Below are 16703 nucleotides of genomic sequence, written 5' to 3'. Positions count from 1 at the left end.
ACGGGGCCGACCGCTCAGCTGGTCAACGACCGCGCGTGCCGGATCCTGACGCGGACGTCGCTGCCGATCGGGGGAAGGTCGCTGGCGAGCACGTCGCCGAGATGCAGGCAGGTCAGCGCGCCGGCGCTGGTGTCGACGTCGACACGGGTGGCGCTGCCCAGCGCGACCGTCCGGCGCAGCGTTCCCCGTACGTCATCGGTCTGGTCCGAGGGGTCGAGGACGAGCTGGGTGTGCTCGGGCCGCGCCACGAGGGTGTGCGCCCGGCCGGTGAGGGCCGGCGGGAGGAGATTCGTGTACCCGAGCAGCCGGGCCGTGCCGGCGTCGCTGGGGTGGTCCAGCACCTCGGCGGTGGAGCCGTGCTGGCGGATCCGCCCGTCGATCAGCAGCGCGGTGTCCTCGGCCAGGGCAAGAGCCTCCTGGCGGTCGTGGGTCACCAGAATCGTGGCGGTGGGCTGCCCGGTCAGCGCGGCGCGCAGGTCGGCGAGCAGGTCGGCGCGGGTGGTGCTGTCCAGCCCGCTGAACGGCTCGTCGAGCAGCAGCACCCGAGGTCCCGCCGCGAGCGCGCGGGTGATGCTCACCCGCTGAGCCTCGCCGATGGACAGACTGCGGGCGTCCCGGCCGACGAGAGACTCCAGACCGAGCGCCTCGATCCACGGCCATGCCTCGGTACGGGCCTCGCGACGGCTCATACCGCGAAAGCGCAGCCCGCTGATCACGTTGTCGGCCACCGTGCCCCGGCGCAGGATCGGCCGTTGCAGCACGGCCGCGAGCGCCTGGCGCATCAGCGGCCGCGTCGCGGGACGCCCGTCGAGCACGATCCGCCCGCTGACCCGGTGGCTGCTGAGCAGGCCCAGCGCGCGCAGCAGGGTGGACTTGCCGGCGCCGTTGGGGCCCAGCACGGCCAGCGTGCGTCCGGACGCGACGTGCAACTCCGGCACGCTGAGCAGCTCCCTGCCACCGGCGTGCACCCGCAGGTCCCGGCACCCGATCCCGGCGCTCACCGCGGCACCGTCCGTCGCTGCTGGACCAGGGTCAGCGACAGGTTCACGCCGAACGCGATCAGCAGCAGGATCAGGCCGAACGCGATCGAGAGCGAGAACTGGCCCTGGCTGGTGGCCAGGACCGCGGCGGTGGTCAGCACCCGGGTCTGCCCGGCCAGGTTGCCCCCGACCATCTGCGCGGCCCCGACCTCGCTCACCACCGCGCCGAACGCGGCCATCGCCCCGGCCAGCAGCGGCAGCCTGGCCTCACCCAGCAGCGCCGCGAACGCGCGCACCGGAGTCGCGCCCAGCGCCCGCATCTGCACCCGGAAGTCGGGATCGACCTGCTGCAGCGCCGCCGCGACCAGGGCGACCACGACCGGAGTGGCGATCGCGGACTGGGCGATGATCATCGCGGTCGGGGTGTAGAGCAGGCCGAGCCCGCCCAGCGGTCCGCTGCGCCACAGCAGCACGGTGACGAACAGGCCGACCACCACCGGCGGCATGCCCATCCCCGTGTTGGCCGCCGCCAGCACGATCCGCCGGCCCGGGAAGCGCGCCAGCGCCACGAGCGCGCCCAGCGGCAGTCCGATCAGGATGGCGATCGCGGTCGCGGTCAACGAGACACGCAGGGTCAGCGCGATGATCGACCAGGTGTCCCGATCCCCCGAGAGCAGCAGTCCGATCGCGTCGACCAGCCCGTCGAACAGCACGTCCATCGCGTGACCTTACTGGCCCAGCTTCGACTCGTCCGCGCCGGCGTCCGGGGTGAACAGCGGCTGGCCGAACTTCGCCCGCCCGAACTCACCGATGAGCCGCTGGGCGGGCGGGGCGACGATCCAGTCGGCGAACGCCTTACCGCCGTCGGGCCGTACCCGATCTCCCGCCTTCTCGGTGATCTCGATGACGTGGTAGACGTTCAGCAAGCCCGCGTCGCCCTCGCTGAGCACCTCCAGCGCCAGGGTGTCGCGCTGGGTGAGGTAGGTGGCCCGGTCCGACAGGGTGTAGCCGGCCTTCTCGCTGGCGACCCGCAGCGTCGCGCCCATGCCCTGGCCGGTGGACTGGTACCAGGATCCGCCGGGGGTCGCCCCGGCCTTGGACCACAGGCCCTGCTCCTTGGTGTGCGTGCCCGACTCGTCGCCCCGGGAGACGAACACCGCCTCCGCGGCTGCGATCTTCTTCATCGCCTCCGTGCTCCCCGTACCCCGGATCTCTGCCGGGTCGGCCTTCGGGCCGAGCAGCACGAAGTCGTTGTGCATCACCAGCCGGCGCGGGCCGGCGCTGCCCTCGGCCACGAACTTCTCCTCCGCCGCCGGGGAGTGCACCAGCAAGACGTCGGCCTCCCCGCGACGGCCCATCTCGATGGCCTGCCCGCTGCCGACCGCCACGGTCTTGACCTGCCAGCCGCTGTCGCGGGTGAACACCGGCAGCAGCTCGTCGAGCAGCCCGCTGTCCTGGGTGCTGGTCGTGGTGGCCAGGATCAGCGACTTGTCCGCCGATCCGTCGGCGGAAGGGGTGGTTCCGCACCCGGCCAGCAAGAGTGTCACAACGCACGCGAGAACGAGCCAAAGCCTGCTACCCATAGCTCTGACCCTATCTGTGCTACTTCAGGACAGTGCAAGGGTAGATTGTGCAAACGTGACCCGCTATCGGGAAATCTGCACGGACCTCGCGCAACGGATAGGCGCGGGGACGCTCCAGCCTGGCGACGAACTGCCGGGAGTACGCGACCTCGCCCAGCAGTGGCACACCACCGCCTCCACCGTCAGCCGGGCGCAGCGCCGGCTGGCCGACGCCGGAGTGCTCGAACTGGCCGACCGCCGCCGGGCCCGCGTAGCCGCCGGCGCCGCGCTCGCCGCCCGGCGGTTCCTGCACGAGGATTCCGTCCTCACCCTCGCCGGCAGCGACGACCCCGCCCTCGACCTCCTCGCCGGCGCGCTGCACGGAAAGCTGAGCATCGTCACCCGCGAAGGCAGCGTCGCCGGCCTCGGCGCGGTGCGCCAGGGCCACGCCGACGGCGCCGCGATCCACCTGCTGCACCACACCGGCGTCTACAACGCGCCTTTCGCGCTCGGCATGCTGCGCGGCCTGGAACCGCACCTGATCCACCTCTGGCGACGCGAGCAAGGGCTGATCGTGCTGCCGGGCAACCCCTGCCACATCACCGGCATCGCCGATCTCGCGAAGCGACGGGTCTGCACGCGGCGCCCGGGCACCGGGACCCGAATCCTGCTGGACCGGCTGCTCCTGGACGCCGGTCACGACCCCGACGGCCTCCGGGGACCGCAGGTCGGCACCCACCTCGAGGTCGCCCTGGCCGTCGCCACCGGCACCGTCGACACCGGCCTCGGCGTGCGCGCCGCCGCGACCGACCTGGACCTCGAGTTCATCCCCCTGACCTGGGAGAACTTCGACATCGCACTGACCAGGAACGCCCTCGACCCGGCCGCTCACCTCATCGCCGCACTCCGCACCCGGACCCTGCGTGCCAGGATCTCCGCACTGGGCGGCTACGACACCTCCAGGTCCGGCGAGGTCACGAAGCTCTCCGGCACGGAGGCCGACGGGCCGGGGCGTCGCCGAGCGATACCGGACACTTCCGCACCGGACGGGTCCGGCAACGAGGGAAAAGGCCCTTCACCGAGCGTGGCCGAATGAGGCGCTACCGGAACGGCCGGGTCGCGGCAGCACTCGCCGGCACGTATGCCGGCCTGGTAGTGCTCCTTGGCGTCCCCTCGTCAGTGATCCTGCTGACCGTGCAGGACCCGATCCTGCTGTCCGGCGTCGCTCTCATGGTCATCACCTTTCCGCTCGGACCGCTCATCTGGTGGGGATGGGACGCGATCCCGCCTCAGATGGCGCACCCCGTACTACTCATCGTGGCCCTCACCGCCGCAGGTCTGCTGCAGTCGTATCTGATCTGGCGCATCCTGCGTGGCCCTGCGACTCCCGGAAGCAGGACCACCTGATCTTCCTGCCGACCGATCAGAGCGCCGACCTGCTGGAAATCCTCTTCCGCGCTCATCGTCAGTCGGCCCCGAACATCCATCGCGTCAGCTCGTGTGTCCGCTCGACATCGCGCGGCAGCAGGGTGCGCTGAGAAGACATCCGGGCACCCTGACAATCCCCACCATCGCGTTACGAGACATTATTCGGAGCCGCCGATCACGCGAAGCCCGTTGCGGCCCCATCGATCAGCGTGGGCGGCTGAGGGCGGCCTCGGCCAGATCCGTCCACTTCCCGGCCGAGGAGTGGGGCACGACCACCCAGTCCTTCACCTCCCTGCCCTTCCCCGAAGGGTCGAACAGGGACGCCCCGGCCATCTGGAGCGCGGCCGTGTGTTCGGGGGTGTCCCTGACCAGCCGGAACACCATCGCACCGTCGCGCTGCAGGCTCGCGAACACCTTCCCCGCCTGATCCTTGAGCGCGGGACGCCCCATCATCCTGGAGACCCGTACACCCAGATCGGCCAGCTCGGCGCCCACCTGCTGAAAATCCTCTTCCGCGCTCATCGTCACTCGGTCCAAACTCCATGGCGGCGTGGTCGGGCTCTTCCCGCGTGACGCGAGTCACCTCGACCTCACCTTCCGGCAGAACGGCGATCACGCTAGCCGTCCCGGCGGAACCGATCAAGGAGCGCCAGCCGGACCGGCCCTCGGCGTTGGCGATCCAGGGTAGGAACCCATTCATGGAGCGGCGTTGCCGGCCGGCTCCTCGACACCGTGCGAGCGGCCGCACGTGGCCCGCTCAAGCTGCGGGTCCCGTCCGAGGGCACGGCCGCGGTCAGGTTCTATGAACGATCCGGTTGGCGCAGGGTCGGCAGCACCCGTGCCACCTGGCTGAACGCGGCTGGTGCGCCTGACTATGTGAGCCCGCCAGGCGAAACTCGTCGCGCCTCCAAAGGGATCGCCCCGCTTGAAGCGCCGTGCGGTCAGGGCATGGAGACGTTCGAGAGCGGCAGGTAGGAGCTGAAGTGGTCGGCCACGATGTCCGCCACGGCCTCGGCGTCATCGAGCCCGTCAACCTCAAGGACCCGGATGCCCAGGCGACGAGCGGATCGGGCGGCCTCGTCGGCGACGAGGCGGTCCCGGGCGAGTCGGTTGCGCTGTGCTCGATCAGGGTCGCTGACCGCGGGAGTGACGGCGGCGGCCCGGGGCAGTTCGCGGAGCTGACGCTCACGGAATGCCTCGCTCGGCACCATCACGATCATTCGACGGGGTGAGTCGATGATGGGGGCGACCAGTTCGGGACGCAGCCCCCACCCTTCGGCGACGATGGGCCGCCCCGATACCAGCCCACGCAGATCGTCCAGAGCCCACTCGAACCGCGTGGGGAAGCCGGCCAGGGTCTCCTCGGCCATCTCTTGCGGGCTGGTGTTCACCCAGACGCCGTCCGGGTCGGGGTCCGCGGTGGGCTCGCCACGTCTCACCCGGCGTGCGATCCGCCGGTCATGGTGTGCACGCGCGTCGTGATGGTCGTAGTGGTACGCGGTCAGCCCGTACCGGGTGGCCAGCAGCCTGGCGACGGTGGATTTGCCGGCCCATTGGCCACCTCCAATCCACAGGGCGCCGCGCAAAGTGCCGAACGGGTCCCAGACCTCACTGTCTGTAGCGTTCACCGTTACAGGCTGGCAGCGTACAGACCAAAGAAACAGTCTTGTTCTGCCTGCCCGGCCGGGAGATGCTCGTAGAGAGGGGAAGCGGCGCACTCTCCTTTGGTGCCGTAGCGCCTCCTGCCCCTTGAGCGTCACCTGGAATGCGCCGGTTCAGGGCACTCGGTGAGCCCGGGGCGAGAAACGCACCCTGGACCGCCGATCGCCCCGAGCGCGTACGGTGACCCGGCCATGCCTCGGCGATCGTAAGAGCCGTATTTGGGCGGCGGGCGGAGCAACGGACCATTCCTTGATCTCGCTGCGAGATGCACGGAAGGTTATGGTTCGGCGATGGGGCCCGTATTCATGACGTCGCTGCTGACCCTGCCGGCGCTCGCCTTGCTCCTGATCCCCTTCCATGACGAGTCAGGCGCTGTGGACACGCGAAACCGGCTATCCGGCCTGCGCACCCGCCACACACTCGCCTCTCCCGAGGCGTGGGATGCCGCGCACGCCTGGCTGAGGCGCCCTCTGCGACGCCTGGCCGTGGTTATGGCACTCGTCATCACCCGACTGTCACGCGCCAGGAGCCCGGTATGCCACCTCCATCTGCACGGCATCGTCGATCTCCTCTGGCGTCAGCAGGACAGTCGTCTTCGTGCGTACGGCCCCGGACGCCGATATTGTGAGACCCAAAGCGGCCGAAGCCGCATTGCTCGGCAGATCGACGATCACATACGTGTCCGTCTCGCCGAACGCGAAATACATCTGCTCGACCCGGCCGCCGACGCTTTCCGTCACGCGCTCGACCGCTTGCCGACGTCCGGTGCCGCCATCTTGCACCACTCCTTTGAGGCCATCTGCGGTGTAGGTCGCCTGAATCAGGTACTTGGGCATGGTCGAGTCCCTCTTCTCGTGCCGCCACCCTGCGCTGGGGCGGCCATTGTGGTCACGAGGTCGAAGTTCTCGACTTAAGGTGACGGTAATCCCACCCGCGGTACTGGTTTCATCCTGTCGCATGACCATCTGCCACATGAAGGGTCCCGGAAGCTCCCTCGGCTGTACCGTGCGTCCCTTCCTTGGGTGGCCCGAAGCACGGGCCGATCCGGGGTTGGGTGCTCAGCGCCTGGTCTCGTACCTGGTCAGGAGTACGCCGCCGGGGAACGTCCGGGTCTCCATCAGGGTCAGGTTCACCCAGTTGTCCAGGGCCGTGAAGAACGGCGTGCCGCTGCCCAGCAAGACCGGTGCGGTGACCAGCACGTACTCGTCGATCAGCCCGGCCCGTGCGGCCGCTGCGGCAAGTGTGGCGCCGCTGATGTCCATGGGGCCACCGTCCTCGGCCTTGAGCCGGGTGATCTCGGTGACCGCGTCGCCGGTGACCGGGCGGGTGTTCCCGTCGACCGTGCCGGTCGTCGAGGAGAACACCACCTTCGGCATGTCCCGCCAGCGGCGGGCGTACTCGATCTCCGCCGGTGTGGCGCCAGGCTTCTGGTCGGCGGTCGGCCAGTGGGAGCTCATCGTCTCCCACAGTTTGCGCCCGTACAGCGCCAAGCCCGTCGCGCCCACCCGGTCGGACCACCACTGGAACAGCTCGTCACTCGGCACGCCCCAGCCAAGGTCCTCGCCGGGCGCGGCGATGTAACCGTCCAGGCTCAGGTTCATGGCGAAGGTCAGTTTCCGCATGGTGTCAGCCTCCTGTGTGTCGGTACTCGGCGTACAGACCAGCACGGCGCGGAAAATCATCGGTCAGGCCATACCGACCAGGGCACGCGGACCGCTACGCTCCGGTGGCCCCATCGATGCGCTCCCGGATCAGGTCGGCGTGCCCGGTGTGCTGGGCGTACTCCTCCAGGAGGTGGATGTAGACCCAGCGGAGGCTGACCTTGCCGGTCGGAGCCCCGGGGTCGTCTGCCAGCTCGTCGAGGTCGATGCCCGCAACCGCGGCGTCGCACGCAGCCGTCTCCGCGAGGAAGGCGGCGTAGTCCGCCTCGGCGTCGGCATCGGCCACCAGGTCGAAATCGCCGTCTTCGTACTCCTCGGTGATGTGCAGCTCGGGCAGGTCCTCGTGCAGGAACTTCTCCCGGAACCAGAAGCGCTCGACTTCCGTCATGTGCCGCAGGAGGCCGAGCAGCGTCAGGTTGGACGGCTCCACGGCGGCGGTCTTCAGCTGCTCGGCGGTGAGGCCGGCGCATTTGCGCAGCAGGAACACCCGGCGAAGCTTCAACCAGTCATCAAGCATCTCGCGTTCGCCACAGGCCATGTCCCTCCGAGGTTCCCGCTCCACGTCGGGTGCTGTCCACGTCATGTCACCATCATCACGACCTGTGCAACCGATTTTGCGGGTACGCGCACATCTCGCCCGCCGCCGACCAGGCGGCAGCACGATGCATCATGGCGATCGCGGTGGGACGGCGTTCAGAGGTTCAGTCGAGGACGTCGTACTCGGCCGACGGGTTAGCCAGCTCAGGGTGGTCCACAGGGTAGCGATTGTTGTGGATCCTCAGCATCGCCCAATGCCACGCCTCGTCATGGAAAATCAGCCCACGCAAGGGCGTGCCACTCGCCTCGTACGGATACCGCTCAAGGGCAGCTTCCTCGGCTTCGGCCGAAGTGAGGCCTCCGTAGCGCTGCATCACCCACGCAAAGCGTCGGCGCTCGTCCCTCAGGTGCGCGACATACTCCTCTTCGCCCCAAACAGCCTCATTTTCGCTCCGGGCCATGCCTGCACTGTAGGACGGATCGTCAGTCAGGACTCGCCGGCAAGCATCGGGCATCACCTTCCATTGAGAGTCGAGCGCTGCCTATCGCTTCGTAGCCCGGTAACGCTTAAGCGCCTGCTGCCCATAGTCCACCAGGCCGGTCCCGGACAGCGACGGAACACCGGGCCGGCACCGGCTACCGGCTCCGCCTCGGAGCTCACCTGCTCAACGTCCGCTGACGGCATTCGATGACGAGTCTCCGCAATAACCGACCGGAGGGTGACGATTGGGCAACGCCCGAAGCGCCGCCGTTCAGGAGTGGGCAGTGTGGTGCGCCATGACGAGCCGTCCTGCTTCCCGTACTCGCAGTCTTCCGGCGGGTGCGCTCGCCGGGCTGGGGTGGCAGGGCTGCCAGGTGGTCACGGTCCGGGCGCTCGCCACGTCACGCGTGCTGGTGTGCGAGTTGGACGAGCCGGAGCACGCCAGGCGGCAGGAATCCGGGCTGCTGCCCGTGGCGGATGCCCTGTTGCTGCGCTGCCGGGCCCATGTCGATCCTTCGTTCCTGACGCGACCGTCACCGGTACGCATCTGCGGCGCGGTCGCCGTACGAGCCTCGTGGAAGTCGGCCCGGGCGAACCTGGCGAGCTTCGCCGCCTTCGGCGCCCGTGTCGCCGTTCTTCCCACGAAGGTCGCGCACCAGGACGCGGTACGAGCTGACGCCATCTACTACGGCTTCGGCCTGGTCGCCGCCGAGCACCCCCAGGAGATGATCCAAGCCCCTGACACATCCGCCCGCGGCAAGCGGACCTGGGTCCATCGCCTGGTGGAAGAACTCGTCTACGACGCCGTGCTGTCGCAGCAGACCGCTCAGCGCCAGGACCGGCGGCCGACTCTGGGCAGCCAGGCGTACATGAAAGCGGGCGGCTCCCAAGCCACCTGATATTCGTGGCGAAGCAAGTCGTAACAGCCGAGTGCGTCCCCGATCGCCTGCTCCCATGAGGCCGCGTCGGTGACCTGCTGATGCAGCTCAGCCAGGATGCTGATGTTGTGCGCGGCGAGGCTGAGCTCGGTGCAGGTGACCAATCGGTCCATGGTGCGGTTTCCGCACTCCACGCAGAAGCAGCGCCACAGGTTCTCATCCACGTCGTCGTGGCGCTGGGCGTTAGCCCAGCCTTCGGCGATGCGATCCACATTCATGAACGTCATCAGCCGGGGGACGATCGCATGCCGGGCTCGCTTTGCCCCGAAGGGAGGGCCCCCTTTCCGGTCTGCGGGATACAGATGGCGGAGGGAGGAGGTGACCCCGACCGCGGCCCACGCGGCGCCGTAGGCCATCGCCCCCAGCCCGGAGATGTCGGTGCTCAGCAGGCCGACCGGTACCAGCGACTCGCCGAGCAGTCGTTTGAGCCCGTTGACCGCGTACTGGGTGCCGAGCGGGTCGCCGGAGTGCTCCAGGACGAGCGCCACCGGCACCTCGTGCTGATTCACCTCGGTCATTAGGGGCTTCACACCCGGATCGGCCAGCCATGAGATGTGTAACGGCAGGACAGCGCACACATCGGGCCCGGCAGAGGCGGCCTGCTTCAAGATCGCCTCCAAAGCTTCGTGATCACCCTGCCCCACGTACCCGGAGTCGGTGAGCACCGTCGCCATGTTCACAGCACGCTGGCTCTCTATCCAGGCCGGAGCGAACCGCGCTGTCCCGCGGGGCCGATTCTTCCCCGCGTAGCGACGACGATCAGCCAGGACCGGCCGACTCATCTGCCGAGCCCTGGCCGACGCGGCGCGCAGGGCGTCGGCCCCGCTCAGCACGATTCCTCCCCCGTCATGGTCGCCCGCTGACCAGAAGTCCGCCGCCTGCTCAGCCTTGACCTGCACGAAGAGACAGCGGGTCAGATTCGGTCCGCCACGATCACCGTCCCCAGCTTCTTGGTTGACCTCGCTGGTACCCATCGCGTCCCGGCCCCTTCCATCCCTCGCCGAAGAAGGGAACACCTCGACTCGCTTTCGACGGTGACCTCCACCCGCTGACCGGTCAAGACAGGGTCAAGTTCCCTGACGCGAGGAGTGACCCGCGAGGCGAAAGGTGACCGGCGTTACGCATCGCCGCCGTCAGGCGTTCACCTGGCCCTGCCCCGACGACCGGCGCAGCGCCTACCTAGAGGCCGCACCCCCCGCGAACTCCAGCGCGTCGCCACCGCACCCGTGGGCCTCACGGTGTCCGCATCCAAGGTGACTCGGCGAACGGATTGGCCTCACCGCAAACCGCGACCCACTCCAAGGTGCCGTCGTCGTCTCGTGTGAGGGCAACCCAGCCGATGCTGCCGTGGGCAGACCCGCCAGGGCGCGGCCGTCCGCGTAAGAGGTTGCGAGGATAGGCACGCGGTCCTGGACAACTCACCGCTAGGACGAATGCCCGAACCGCCGACCGTGATCTTTGGGCTCCGCTCCGGTCACTTCGGCAGATCGGCGGAGAGGAAGGGAGCAAGGAGCGCGAACAGTGTGTCGGGGCGGTCAAGGGGGATGATGTGGCCGCAGTCCTGGAGATGGTGTCCGACCAGGTCATCGGCGATGGGACGGAGTTGGCGTTCGAGCCCGGTGCCGACGGGGTGAGAGCCGACGGCCATGGTGGGCATGGTCAACCGAGCCGTCGCGACGGCGTCCTGGATCTGCTGCGCGCTGGTGGGCAGGGCTCGGTAATAGGAGAACGCGCAGCGCAGGGCCTCGCTGCCGGTGTACGCGTGGATGAAAGCCGCACGGATGTCGTCGGGTACTCCTCGCCCGAGCGTCCCCGAGTCGAGGAACCAGTCGATGTACGAGGCCTCGTTGCCGGCCAGGACGGTCTCGGCGAGGCCGGGGACGGCGTGGAAGCCGAACCACCACGGGGCGCCGCCCGCGACGACGTGTTCTGCTCCGGGCAGGCGGCCGAGCAGGGCCTCCATCACGACCAGGCGCCGGACGAGGCCGGGCCGGCGCAGCGCGAGCAGGACGGCAGGGGCGGTGCCCGCATCGATGCCGACCACCGCTGCCGAGGGCTCGCCGAGTGCGTCGAGCAGCCCTTCGGCGTCGGCGGCGAGGGTGCCCGCGTCGTAACCCCCGACGGCACGTTCACTGGCACCGAAGCCTCGCAGGTCCGGGGCGATGACCCGGTACTGCCCAGCCAATCGGCCCATGATGCCGCTCCAAAGTTGCCAGGTGTGCGGGAAGCCGTGCAGCAGGAGAACCGCAGGTCCGTCGCCGGCGATTGCGACGTTGAGTTGGACGCCGTTCGTCGCGATGCGGCGCAGTTGGCGTGCGGTGGTGACGGGCATGATGGCTCCCCTGAGGTTACGATTGGTGACCACAAAACGATAGGTAACTGGCTGACCGGTGCCTAGACGGCACTTTCAGGGAAGGTGGTGAGCCACAGGTGACCACCCGAGGAGCCCGGGCCGCCGGTCGCGGGGCACGCGGCGATCTGTTCGACCCCCAGTGCCCGACGCGGCAGTTGCTGGACCGCCTCGGTACGAAGTGGACGTCCATGGCCGTCAAGACGCTCGCCGATGCCGCACCGGACGAGGTGCGCTTCGCGGAGCTGAGACGCCGGATGCCGGGTGTCTCGCAGAAGATGCTGTCCGTAACGCTGCGAAGCCTGATCCGCGACGGGCTGGTGTCGCGCCGGGTCGAACCGACCGTGCCACCGCGGGTCTTCTACCGGCTCACCGGACTCGGGCTGTCCCTGGAAGCGGCGCTCGCGGGGCTGCGGACCTGGGCGGAGGAGCACATGGCCGAGATCGACCGCGCCAACGAAGCCGCCGACCAGGGGGGTCGATGAGGGATAGGCAGACCGGTTCCGCGCTCAGTCGCGCACCACACTGACCCCGGTCAAGCGCGCTACCCAAGCACCCAAATCGACCTCTCGATGCGGGTGATCAGGCGTATTCCCGTCGTATTCCACGCTGCTGCCGGCGCGTGTGTAACGATCACTCCGGTGAACTTCGGCCCGGGAATCGCTCGTGTCAGGTATTTCGAGCATGGCGAAGCCTCGTCGGAGGCTGTGTTCCACCCCGCTGGCATCAGGCGCTCCAGAGGGCTGATCTCCGTCCGAGAGAAGGAACGATGAACGTGCTCAAAACGGTCACCGTCGGCGTCGCTGTCGCGGGCAACAGCCGAGTGGAGTTGGCCTGGTCATCCCGGCGTCAGAGGCCGCCGGCAGAGGCAGGTAACGGTCGTAGAGCGCCTACTTGGAATATTTGAACGTGCCGAGCAAACATGAGTGGCGCGCCACTTATCCGAAAGTCTTCTTAAGGGCTTCCATATAAATATCTGACGCACGATTTGCGCAATCTGAACTATGACTACTGAAGCGCTCGAGACTAACGGAACTGTTCACCTCTAGGACGATCACGCTTGATTCTGCAGTCTTAATGCTATCCACAGCAGCAAATCGCAGCCCTAGAGCCTTCATAGCCTTGCTAGCTTGCAGGCGCAGCAAGTCATAGGTATTTGAATTTGCAAGAATTTCGGGATGCGCACCGAGTCTCAAGTTATGCCTCCATTCAAGACTTCTGTCGACTGAAGGAACCATCACAGCGGCACGAACCTTTTCGAACGCTAGCTTCACATCGCCATCCAGCATAATCGTTCGATATTCATGTTCGACCTGCAAGTACGGCGATAGCGCGATGGCGCGATAGCGTCGACTCAATATTTTCAACGCAGCTTGCAACTCTTCTATTGTGGTCGCTCTAAATACATCTATACCGCCGCTCTCCATCTGGGGCTTAAGGACCATAGGCAGTGAGACCATCTCAAGAGTCGTTGTAAATAGTTCAGAGATAGGCCGACCCGAAGGCCTTAGGAGAGCATGGGGGACAACATCGACTCCTTTCTTGAGAAGCATCACAGATGTTGCAGTCTTGTCGCTCGCGATCTGCGTGGAGGCAGCATTGTTCAAGGGGAGCGTGTAGCCAATTATATACTCAGTCCTTCCATCCTTGTTAAGTTCGCAAACCCACTGATCAGAATGCCACTTCACATCAATATCTAGTTTTTGAGCTGCTTGATATATCTGTTGAATAAAGTGCGGGCGTAGATTCGTGTCGAACATTTCCCCTCCGCTGGTCGCTGGCAGGGTAGACACCATCGTGCGACCCCATTCGATAGCGCGTGATTCCAGCTTAATGAACTACGCAAGAACCTTTTTGTAAGAGAGCTGCCGCTTATCCAGATCTGCAATGAGGTAACCGCCGCGATCCCGAGAAACTTGATTTATAGCATGAAACCCTGGCTAATTGCGCTACGCCATAGCCAGGCGGACCGTGGCGAAATCTCCAGGTCCATAGCGGCTGCCTAAGCCACATCTTTTGCATCTCCATCTACGCTCGCCTCACTCATAAGTCCTGCTCTACGTTTCGCAAGGCGGAAGAGTATGGCGGCAAGCCCTTCCTCGGCACATATAGCGCGGGCCGTCCAAGTACGGCCATAAACCCCATGTGGATGGCATCATGAAAGCGATAGTCATCCCTGATGACAGTCCATCTTCCGTGAACTCTACGACTGGGCGACGAGGAAAGTGCCCATGAGATGAGAAGCCCTCATCCAATACGGGAAGTGCACTAACCTGTGCACATGACTGTTCGGTTAGGTAGCGATCGCGAGTACGAAGCAGGTTATGTTGCGCTATATCTTCCATGCTTAGGCTGCAAGCGTTAGCTACAGCAGAAACATGCCTTCAGAAAACTTCATAGATCTCCCTCGATGCAGGAGCCTCATGCTCGCGCTTTCTACGCTATCGCTTTAGGTTTCCCAAATAAACCAAGTATCCACCTAACACGTCTTTTCTAGGCGAACTTGCCGCCTATTGAAGTACATTTGAATGCAAGGGAACCTATTTTGCGATTACGTTAGTATGCAATGGTGGCGTCTGCCTTTTCGTAGCTCAGGCGATCAGGTAGGGCGTTTTCTGTTGGCCGACTACTGCTCTGCCGTCGTTACTTAAAGCTTGCTTTGGCAGATCTACACACGGCGCTTGCAGAGCTGCTTCCCAGTACGCGGCCCGTGCACGGCCGTGCACGAGAACGGCCCCCAGGCCGCACACGCAGCGTGCGGCCGAGCGCAGGGCCGCGCCGGCGGCGCGGAGCGCCGTCGCTTGATCTTCATAGGGGCAATTCGGCAACGATCTCGGCTGTCACTGGGAGGTCAAGCCGATGACTGCCGCAACCTATCACCAAGTCTGGCGGCCACCGGCCGACGTGGTGCTCTTTGAGGGTGACCGCCTGCCGATGTGGGAGGACGGCGTCGGCTACCTCGACCCCGACACGGGCGGGGTCCTGCCCACCTAGTGAGCCGGTTATGAGCATGAAGGACGCCACGTGAGGTGCGTTTCGTTTCAGATTGACTGTGCGGTGGTGACGGTGAGCGTCTGCTGGAGGGATGGCGGACAGCAGGCTCGAGCCGGTGGTGTTATCGGAGGAAGAGCGACGGAGGCTGACAGGCTGGGCCCGGCGTCGCTCGACCGCTCAAGGGCTGGCGATGAGAGCCCGGATCGTGCTGGCCTGCGCCGACGGTGGCAGCATCGTGGCGGTGGCGGCCCGGCTGCGGCTGGACCGCAAGACGGTGGCCCGCTGGCGTAGTCGTTTCCTGGCCCGTCGGCTGGACGGGCTGAGCGATGAGCCCCGGCCGGGAGTGCCGCGCTCCATCACCGATGCCCAGGTGGAGGAGGTGGTGGTGCGCACCTTGGAAGAGGTGCCGGCCGGGTCCACGCACTGGTTCAAGCGGGAACTGGCCCACCGGGTCTACGACACATGGTCGGACAATCCTGAGGTATCGGTGCTGGGCACGTGTCTTGCGGTGATCGAGTTGGAAAGCGGCGTTCGCCTGGACAAGGAGATGAGCAGGGGCCCGAGGACATACGTGCCGATGCCCACGTGACCCTCATAACGGCTGTCGCTAGCCGAAGCACTCTAGCCGGAAGGTTGCTGCGGCCGGAATGGCGGCACAATGATCAACCATATGGCTCGGTGGGCCAGAGCTGAGTAACGAAGCTCTGGACCTTCGATCGCCCCCGACCATGTACGGCGACCCGCCATGAAGTGGCGATTGAGGTTGCGCCATACGACTGTAGCCCATTCGTACCCTAGATCGGATAAAGCCGTGTTTGTACGCTACCGTCGTGACTTATCCTCGCGACGCTCCGGCAGCAGTGGCGTCGGACGGTTCGCCAGCAGATGACGACTCCGCTGGAGCTCTGCGTGACCTTATCGCTCGTCCACTGACCTCGGAGTCGGTTCCGCGGATCATTCCTGCACCAGCGGAAAGAGCGTGGATCAACGTCACCGACCAGCGCTTCGTGCGCCGCTGCCTCCCTCTTACCGTCGCGAATCAGAGCGGTTGGTGGATACTCAACCCCGTGCCTTTCCAGGTGACCTGGATGGGTCGCGACCGCACAGAGGACCTCGTCATCGAGGCGCCGGGGCCCGCGCGCCCGCTTGCCTCGAGCCATTTCGGGTACGGCATCGTAACCTTCTCAATTCCCTACCTTTTTCGCACCCCACCCGGCTACGGGCTGCTGGTGCGAGGCCCGGCCAACCTGCCGAAAGACGGCATTCAGCCTCTCGAGGGGATCGTGGAGACCGACTGGATCGCCGCGACGTTCACCATGAACTGGCGCGTCACCCGGCCGTTCGACCCGATTCCGTTCGCGGTGGACGAGCCCATCTGCATGATCGTGCCCCAGCGACGTGGCGAGCTGGAAGAGTTCGATCCCCGGGTCGCACCGCTCGACGGCGATGCCGAACTAGCCTCCCGGTATGGCTCGTGGCTGACGTCGCGGAACGACTTCATACGCGACCTCCCGCACACGGCGCGGGGTGCTGCGGCTTGGCAGAAGGACTACTTCCAGGGTCGCGATGTGGACGGGACCCGGCATGTCGATGATCACTGCGTTCGCCGTACCCTGCGGCCCTTCGCCCGAGTTGACGAGGAGTGACAGATGGCTTTCCGAGCGAGTCGACTGCGGATTCAGCTGCCGTGCGGCCAATCCGGGTCGGTCATCGACGTCACCGCCGCGATCACGGACGCCTTCCCGGCGGGCACGTGCGATGGGGGGTGCAGCGACTCTCCGCAGTCAGCGGTGTGCCCGCCACCGCCGCCACCACCCCCGCCTCCGCCTCCGCCGTGTGGTGTGCCCAGCGCGTTCGTTGACTTCGATCCGGCCGACATCTGGGACCCGATCATGGACCGCGTCGAGCTGCCGCGTGTGCAGCCACGTCTGCTGCTCGACGCGGCCAACCTGCCGCTGCTCAAGCGCGACCTGGAGGTCAAGCTCAAGATGGCGCAGTACGCCCAGGACGCCGCGGCACGCGCCCGTGAACAGGTCGAGGCGCAGCTGCGTGACCTGGCCACCGCCGAGGATCAGCTTGCGCAGCTGCCGGACGACGACCAGTAACGCGG

Annotated in this window: 20 protein-coding genes; 8 read left to right on the top strand and 12 right to left on the bottom strand. The window is 66.4% G+C overall.

Translation table 11 applies throughout. The features are described 5' to 3' along the window. Positions 1 to 14: 14 nt before the first annotated feature. The 3 genes from OHA68_RS17155 to OHA68_RS17145 are packed head-to-tail and all read right to left on the bottom strand — an operon-like array spanning position 15 to position 2527. Positions 15 to 1001: an ABC transporter ATP-binding protein gene (locus OHA68_RS17155; protein WP_327108539.1), complete on the bottom strand. Its 987-nt coding sequence runs from the start codon at positions 999 to 1001 to the stop codon at positions 15 to 17. After that, on the bottom strand, positions 998 to 1699 hold the full coding sequence (locus OHA68_RS17150) for an ABC transporter permease (RefSeq protein WP_189144420.1): 702 nt from the start codon (positions 1697 to 1699) through the stop codon (positions 998 to 1000). The genes OHA68_RS17155 and OHA68_RS17150 overlap by 4 nt, the downstream gene beginning before the upstream one ends. 9 nt (positions 1700 to 1708) lie before the next feature. After that, positions 1709 to 2527 (bottom strand): substrate-binding domain-containing protein, encoded by an 819-nt coding sequence (locus OHA68_RS17145; protein WP_327108538.1) that lies wholly within the window; start codon positions 2525 to 2527, stop codon positions 1709 to 1711. 91 nt (positions 2528 to 2618) lie between these two features. Between OHA68_RS17145 and OHA68_RS17140 the strand changes: the two genes are divergently transcribed. Further along, a complete protein-coding gene (locus tag OHA68_RS17140) occupies positions 2619 to 3638 on the top strand; it encodes a substrate-binding domain-containing protein (RefSeq protein WP_327108537.1) in 1020 nt (339 codons plus the stop codon). Next, positions 3635 to 3949, top strand: coding sequence for an SCO4225 family membrane protein (locus tag OHA68_RS17135; protein ID WP_327108536.1), 315 nt, complete (start codon positions 3635 to 3637; stop codon positions 3947 to 3949). The genes OHA68_RS17140 and OHA68_RS17135 overlap by 4 nt, the downstream gene beginning before the upstream one ends. Positions 3950 to 4174: 225 nt before the next feature. Here the strand turns inward: OHA68_RS17135 and OHA68_RS17130 are convergent, their stop codons facing one another. The 6 genes from OHA68_RS17130 to OHA68_RS17105 all read right to left on the bottom strand — a co-directional run bounded on the left by OHA68_RS17130 (position 4175) and on the right by OHA68_RS17105 (position 8291). Then, entirely contained in the window at positions 4175 to 4492 is a 318-nt protein-coding gene (locus tag OHA68_RS17130; protein WP_327108535.1) for a hypothetical protein, read from the bottom strand. Between the two features lie 419 nt (positions 4493 to 4911). Beyond that, on the bottom strand, positions 4912 to 5598 hold the full coding sequence (locus OHA68_RS17125; protein ID WP_327108534.1) for a hypothetical protein: 687 nt from the start codon (positions 5596 to 5598) through the stop codon (positions 4912 to 4914). A 549-nt stretch (positions 5599 to 6147) separates the two neighbouring features. Continuing rightward, positions 6148 to 6468, bottom strand: a complete 321-nt coding sequence (locus OHA68_RS17120) for a GYD domain-containing protein (protein WP_189144430.1) — start codon at positions 6466 to 6468, stop codon at positions 6148 to 6150. A gap of 222 nt (positions 6469 to 6690) precedes the next feature. After that, a complete protein-coding gene (locus OHA68_RS17115; RefSeq protein WP_327108533.1) occupies positions 6691 to 7254 on the bottom strand; it encodes a dihydrofolate reductase family protein in 564 nt (187 codons plus the stop codon). Between the two features lie 94 nt (positions 7255 to 7348). Continuing rightward, positions 7349 to 7876 carry a DinB family protein gene (locus OHA68_RS17110; RefSeq protein ID WP_327108532.1) on the bottom strand — a complete coding sequence of 176 codons (528 nt, stop codon included), beginning with the start codon at positions 7874 to 7876 and terminating at the stop codon, positions 7349 to 7351. A 118-nt stretch (positions 7877 to 7994) separates the two neighbouring features. Then, positions 7995 to 8291 (bottom strand): hypothetical protein, encoded by a 297-nt coding sequence (locus OHA68_RS17105; RefSeq protein ID WP_327108531.1) that lies wholly within the window; start codon positions 8289 to 8291, stop codon positions 7995 to 7997. A gap of 316 nt (positions 8292 to 8607) precedes the next feature. Here OHA68_RS17105 and OHA68_RS17100 point away from each other — a divergent pair, with 316 nt between their 5' ends. Then, positions 8608 to 9210, top strand: a complete 603-nt coding sequence (locus tag OHA68_RS17100) for a hypothetical protein (protein WP_327108530.1) — start codon at positions 8608 to 8610, stop codon at positions 9208 to 9210. On the opposite strand, the gene OHA68_RS17095 is transcribed toward OHA68_RS17100, so the two are convergent. Then, complete coding sequence (locus tag OHA68_RS17095; RefSeq protein WP_327108529.1) at positions 9138 to 10223, bottom strand: hypothetical protein; 1086 nt, start codon at positions 10221 to 10223, stop codon at positions 9138 to 9140. The genes OHA68_RS17100 and OHA68_RS17095 overlap by 73 nt on opposite strands. Positions 10224 to 10723: 500 nt before the next feature. After that, complete coding sequence (locus OHA68_RS17090) at positions 10724 to 11581, bottom strand: alpha/beta fold hydrolase (protein WP_327108528.1); 858 nt, start codon at positions 11579 to 11581, stop codon at positions 10724 to 10726. A gap of 98 nt (positions 11582 to 11679) precedes the next feature. On the opposite strand from OHA68_RS17090, the gene OHA68_RS17085 reads away from it, so the two are divergent. After that, on the top strand, positions 11680 to 12084 hold the full coding sequence (locus OHA68_RS17085; protein WP_327108527.1) for a winged helix-turn-helix transcriptional regulator: 405 nt from the start codon (positions 11680 to 11682) through the stop codon (positions 12082 to 12084). Positions 12085 to 12537: 453 nt separating this feature from the next. On the opposite strand, the gene OHA68_RS17080 is transcribed toward OHA68_RS17085, so the two are convergent. Then, positions 12538 to 13359 carry an ATP-grasp domain-containing protein gene (locus OHA68_RS17080; RefSeq protein ID WP_327108526.1) on the bottom strand — a complete coding sequence of 274 codons (822 nt, stop codon included), beginning with the start codon at positions 13357 to 13359 and terminating at the stop codon, positions 12538 to 12540. 1099 nt (positions 13360 to 14458) lie between these two features. On the opposite strand from OHA68_RS17080, the gene OHA68_RS17075 reads away from it, so the two are divergent. From OHA68_RS17075 to OHA68_RS17060, 4 genes are all read left to right on the top strand, one after another. Further along, a complete protein-coding gene (locus OHA68_RS17075; protein ID WP_327108525.1) occupies positions 14459 to 14593 on the top strand; it encodes a hypothetical protein in 135 nt (44 codons plus the stop codon). A 190-nt stretch (positions 14594 to 14783) separates the two neighbouring features. Then, positions 14784 to 15182 (top strand): helix-turn-helix domain-containing protein, encoded by a 399-nt coding sequence (locus OHA68_RS17070; protein WP_327108524.1) that lies wholly within the window; start codon positions 14784 to 14786, stop codon positions 15180 to 15182. Positions 15183 to 15423: 241 nt separating this feature from the next. After that, positions 15424 to 16239 (top strand): DUF6065 family protein, encoded by an 816-nt coding sequence (locus OHA68_RS17065; RefSeq protein ID WP_327108523.1) that lies wholly within the window; start codon positions 15424 to 15426, stop codon positions 16237 to 16239. A 195-nt stretch (positions 16240 to 16434) separates the two neighbouring features. Continuing rightward, positions 16435 to 16698 carry a hypothetical protein gene (locus OHA68_RS17060; RefSeq protein ID WP_327108522.1) on the top strand — a complete coding sequence of 88 codons (264 nt, stop codon included), beginning with the start codon at positions 16435 to 16437 and terminating at the stop codon, positions 16696 to 16698. Positions 16699 to 16703 lie beyond the last annotated feature (5 nt).

Source organism: Nonomuraea glycinis (genome assembly GCF_035920485.1).
Classification (GTDB): Bacteria; Actinomycetota; Actinomycetes; order Streptosporangiales; family Streptosporangiaceae; genus Nonomuraea; species Nonomuraea glycinis.
This window is presented reverse-complemented; position numbering and strand designations above follow the sequence as displayed.

Coding starts and splice junctions, on each gene's coding strand:
- OHA68_RS17080 (WP_327108526.1), bottom strand. CDS start 13,359: ATGTTCGACACGAATCTACGCCCGCACTTTATTCAACAGATATATCAA.
- OHA68_RS17105 (WP_327108531.1), bottom strand. CDS start 8,291: ATGGCCCGGAGCGAAAATGAGGCTGTTTGGGGCGAAGAGGAGTATGTC.
- OHA68_RS17115 (WP_327108533.1), bottom strand. CDS start 7,254: ATGCGGAAACTGACCTTCGCCATGAACCTGAGCCTGGACGGTTACATC.
- OHA68_RS17100 (WP_327108530.1), top strand. CDS start 8,608: ATGACGAGCCGTCCTGCTTCCCGTACTCGCAGTCTTCCGGCGGGTGCG.
- OHA68_RS17130 (WP_327108535.1), bottom strand. CDS start 4,492: ATGAGCGCGGAAGAGGATTTTCAGCAGGTGGGCGCCGAGCTGGCCGAT.
- OHA68_RS17150 (WP_189144420.1), bottom strand. CDS start 1,699: ATGGACGTGCTGTTCGACGGGCTGGTCGACGCGATCGGACTGCTGCTC.
- OHA68_RS17110 (WP_327108532.1), bottom strand. CDS start 7,876: ATGACGTGGACAGCACCCGACGTGGAGCGGGAACCTCGGAGGGACATG.
- OHA68_RS17075 (WP_327108525.1), top strand. CDS start 14,459: ATGACTGCCGCAACCTATCACCAAGTCTGGCGGCCACCGGCCGACGTG.
- OHA68_RS17120 (WP_189144430.1), bottom strand. CDS start 6,468: ATGCCCAAGTACCTGATTCAGGCGACCTACACCGCAGATGGCCTCAAA.
- OHA68_RS17070 (WP_327108524.1), top strand. CDS start 14,784: ATGAGAGCCCGGATCGTGCTGGCCTGCGCCGACGGTGGCAGCATCGTG.
- OHA68_RS17095 (WP_327108529.1), bottom strand. CDS start 10,223: ATGGGTACCAGCGAGGTCAACCAAGAAGCTGGGGACGGTGATCGTGGC.
- OHA68_RS17135 (WP_327108536.1), top strand. CDS start 3,635: ATGAGGCGCTACCGGAACGGCCGGGTCGCGGCAGCACTCGCCGGCACG.
- OHA68_RS17090 (WP_327108528.1), bottom strand. CDS start 11,581: ATGCCCGTCACCACCGCACGCCAACTGCGCCGCATCGCGACGAACGGC.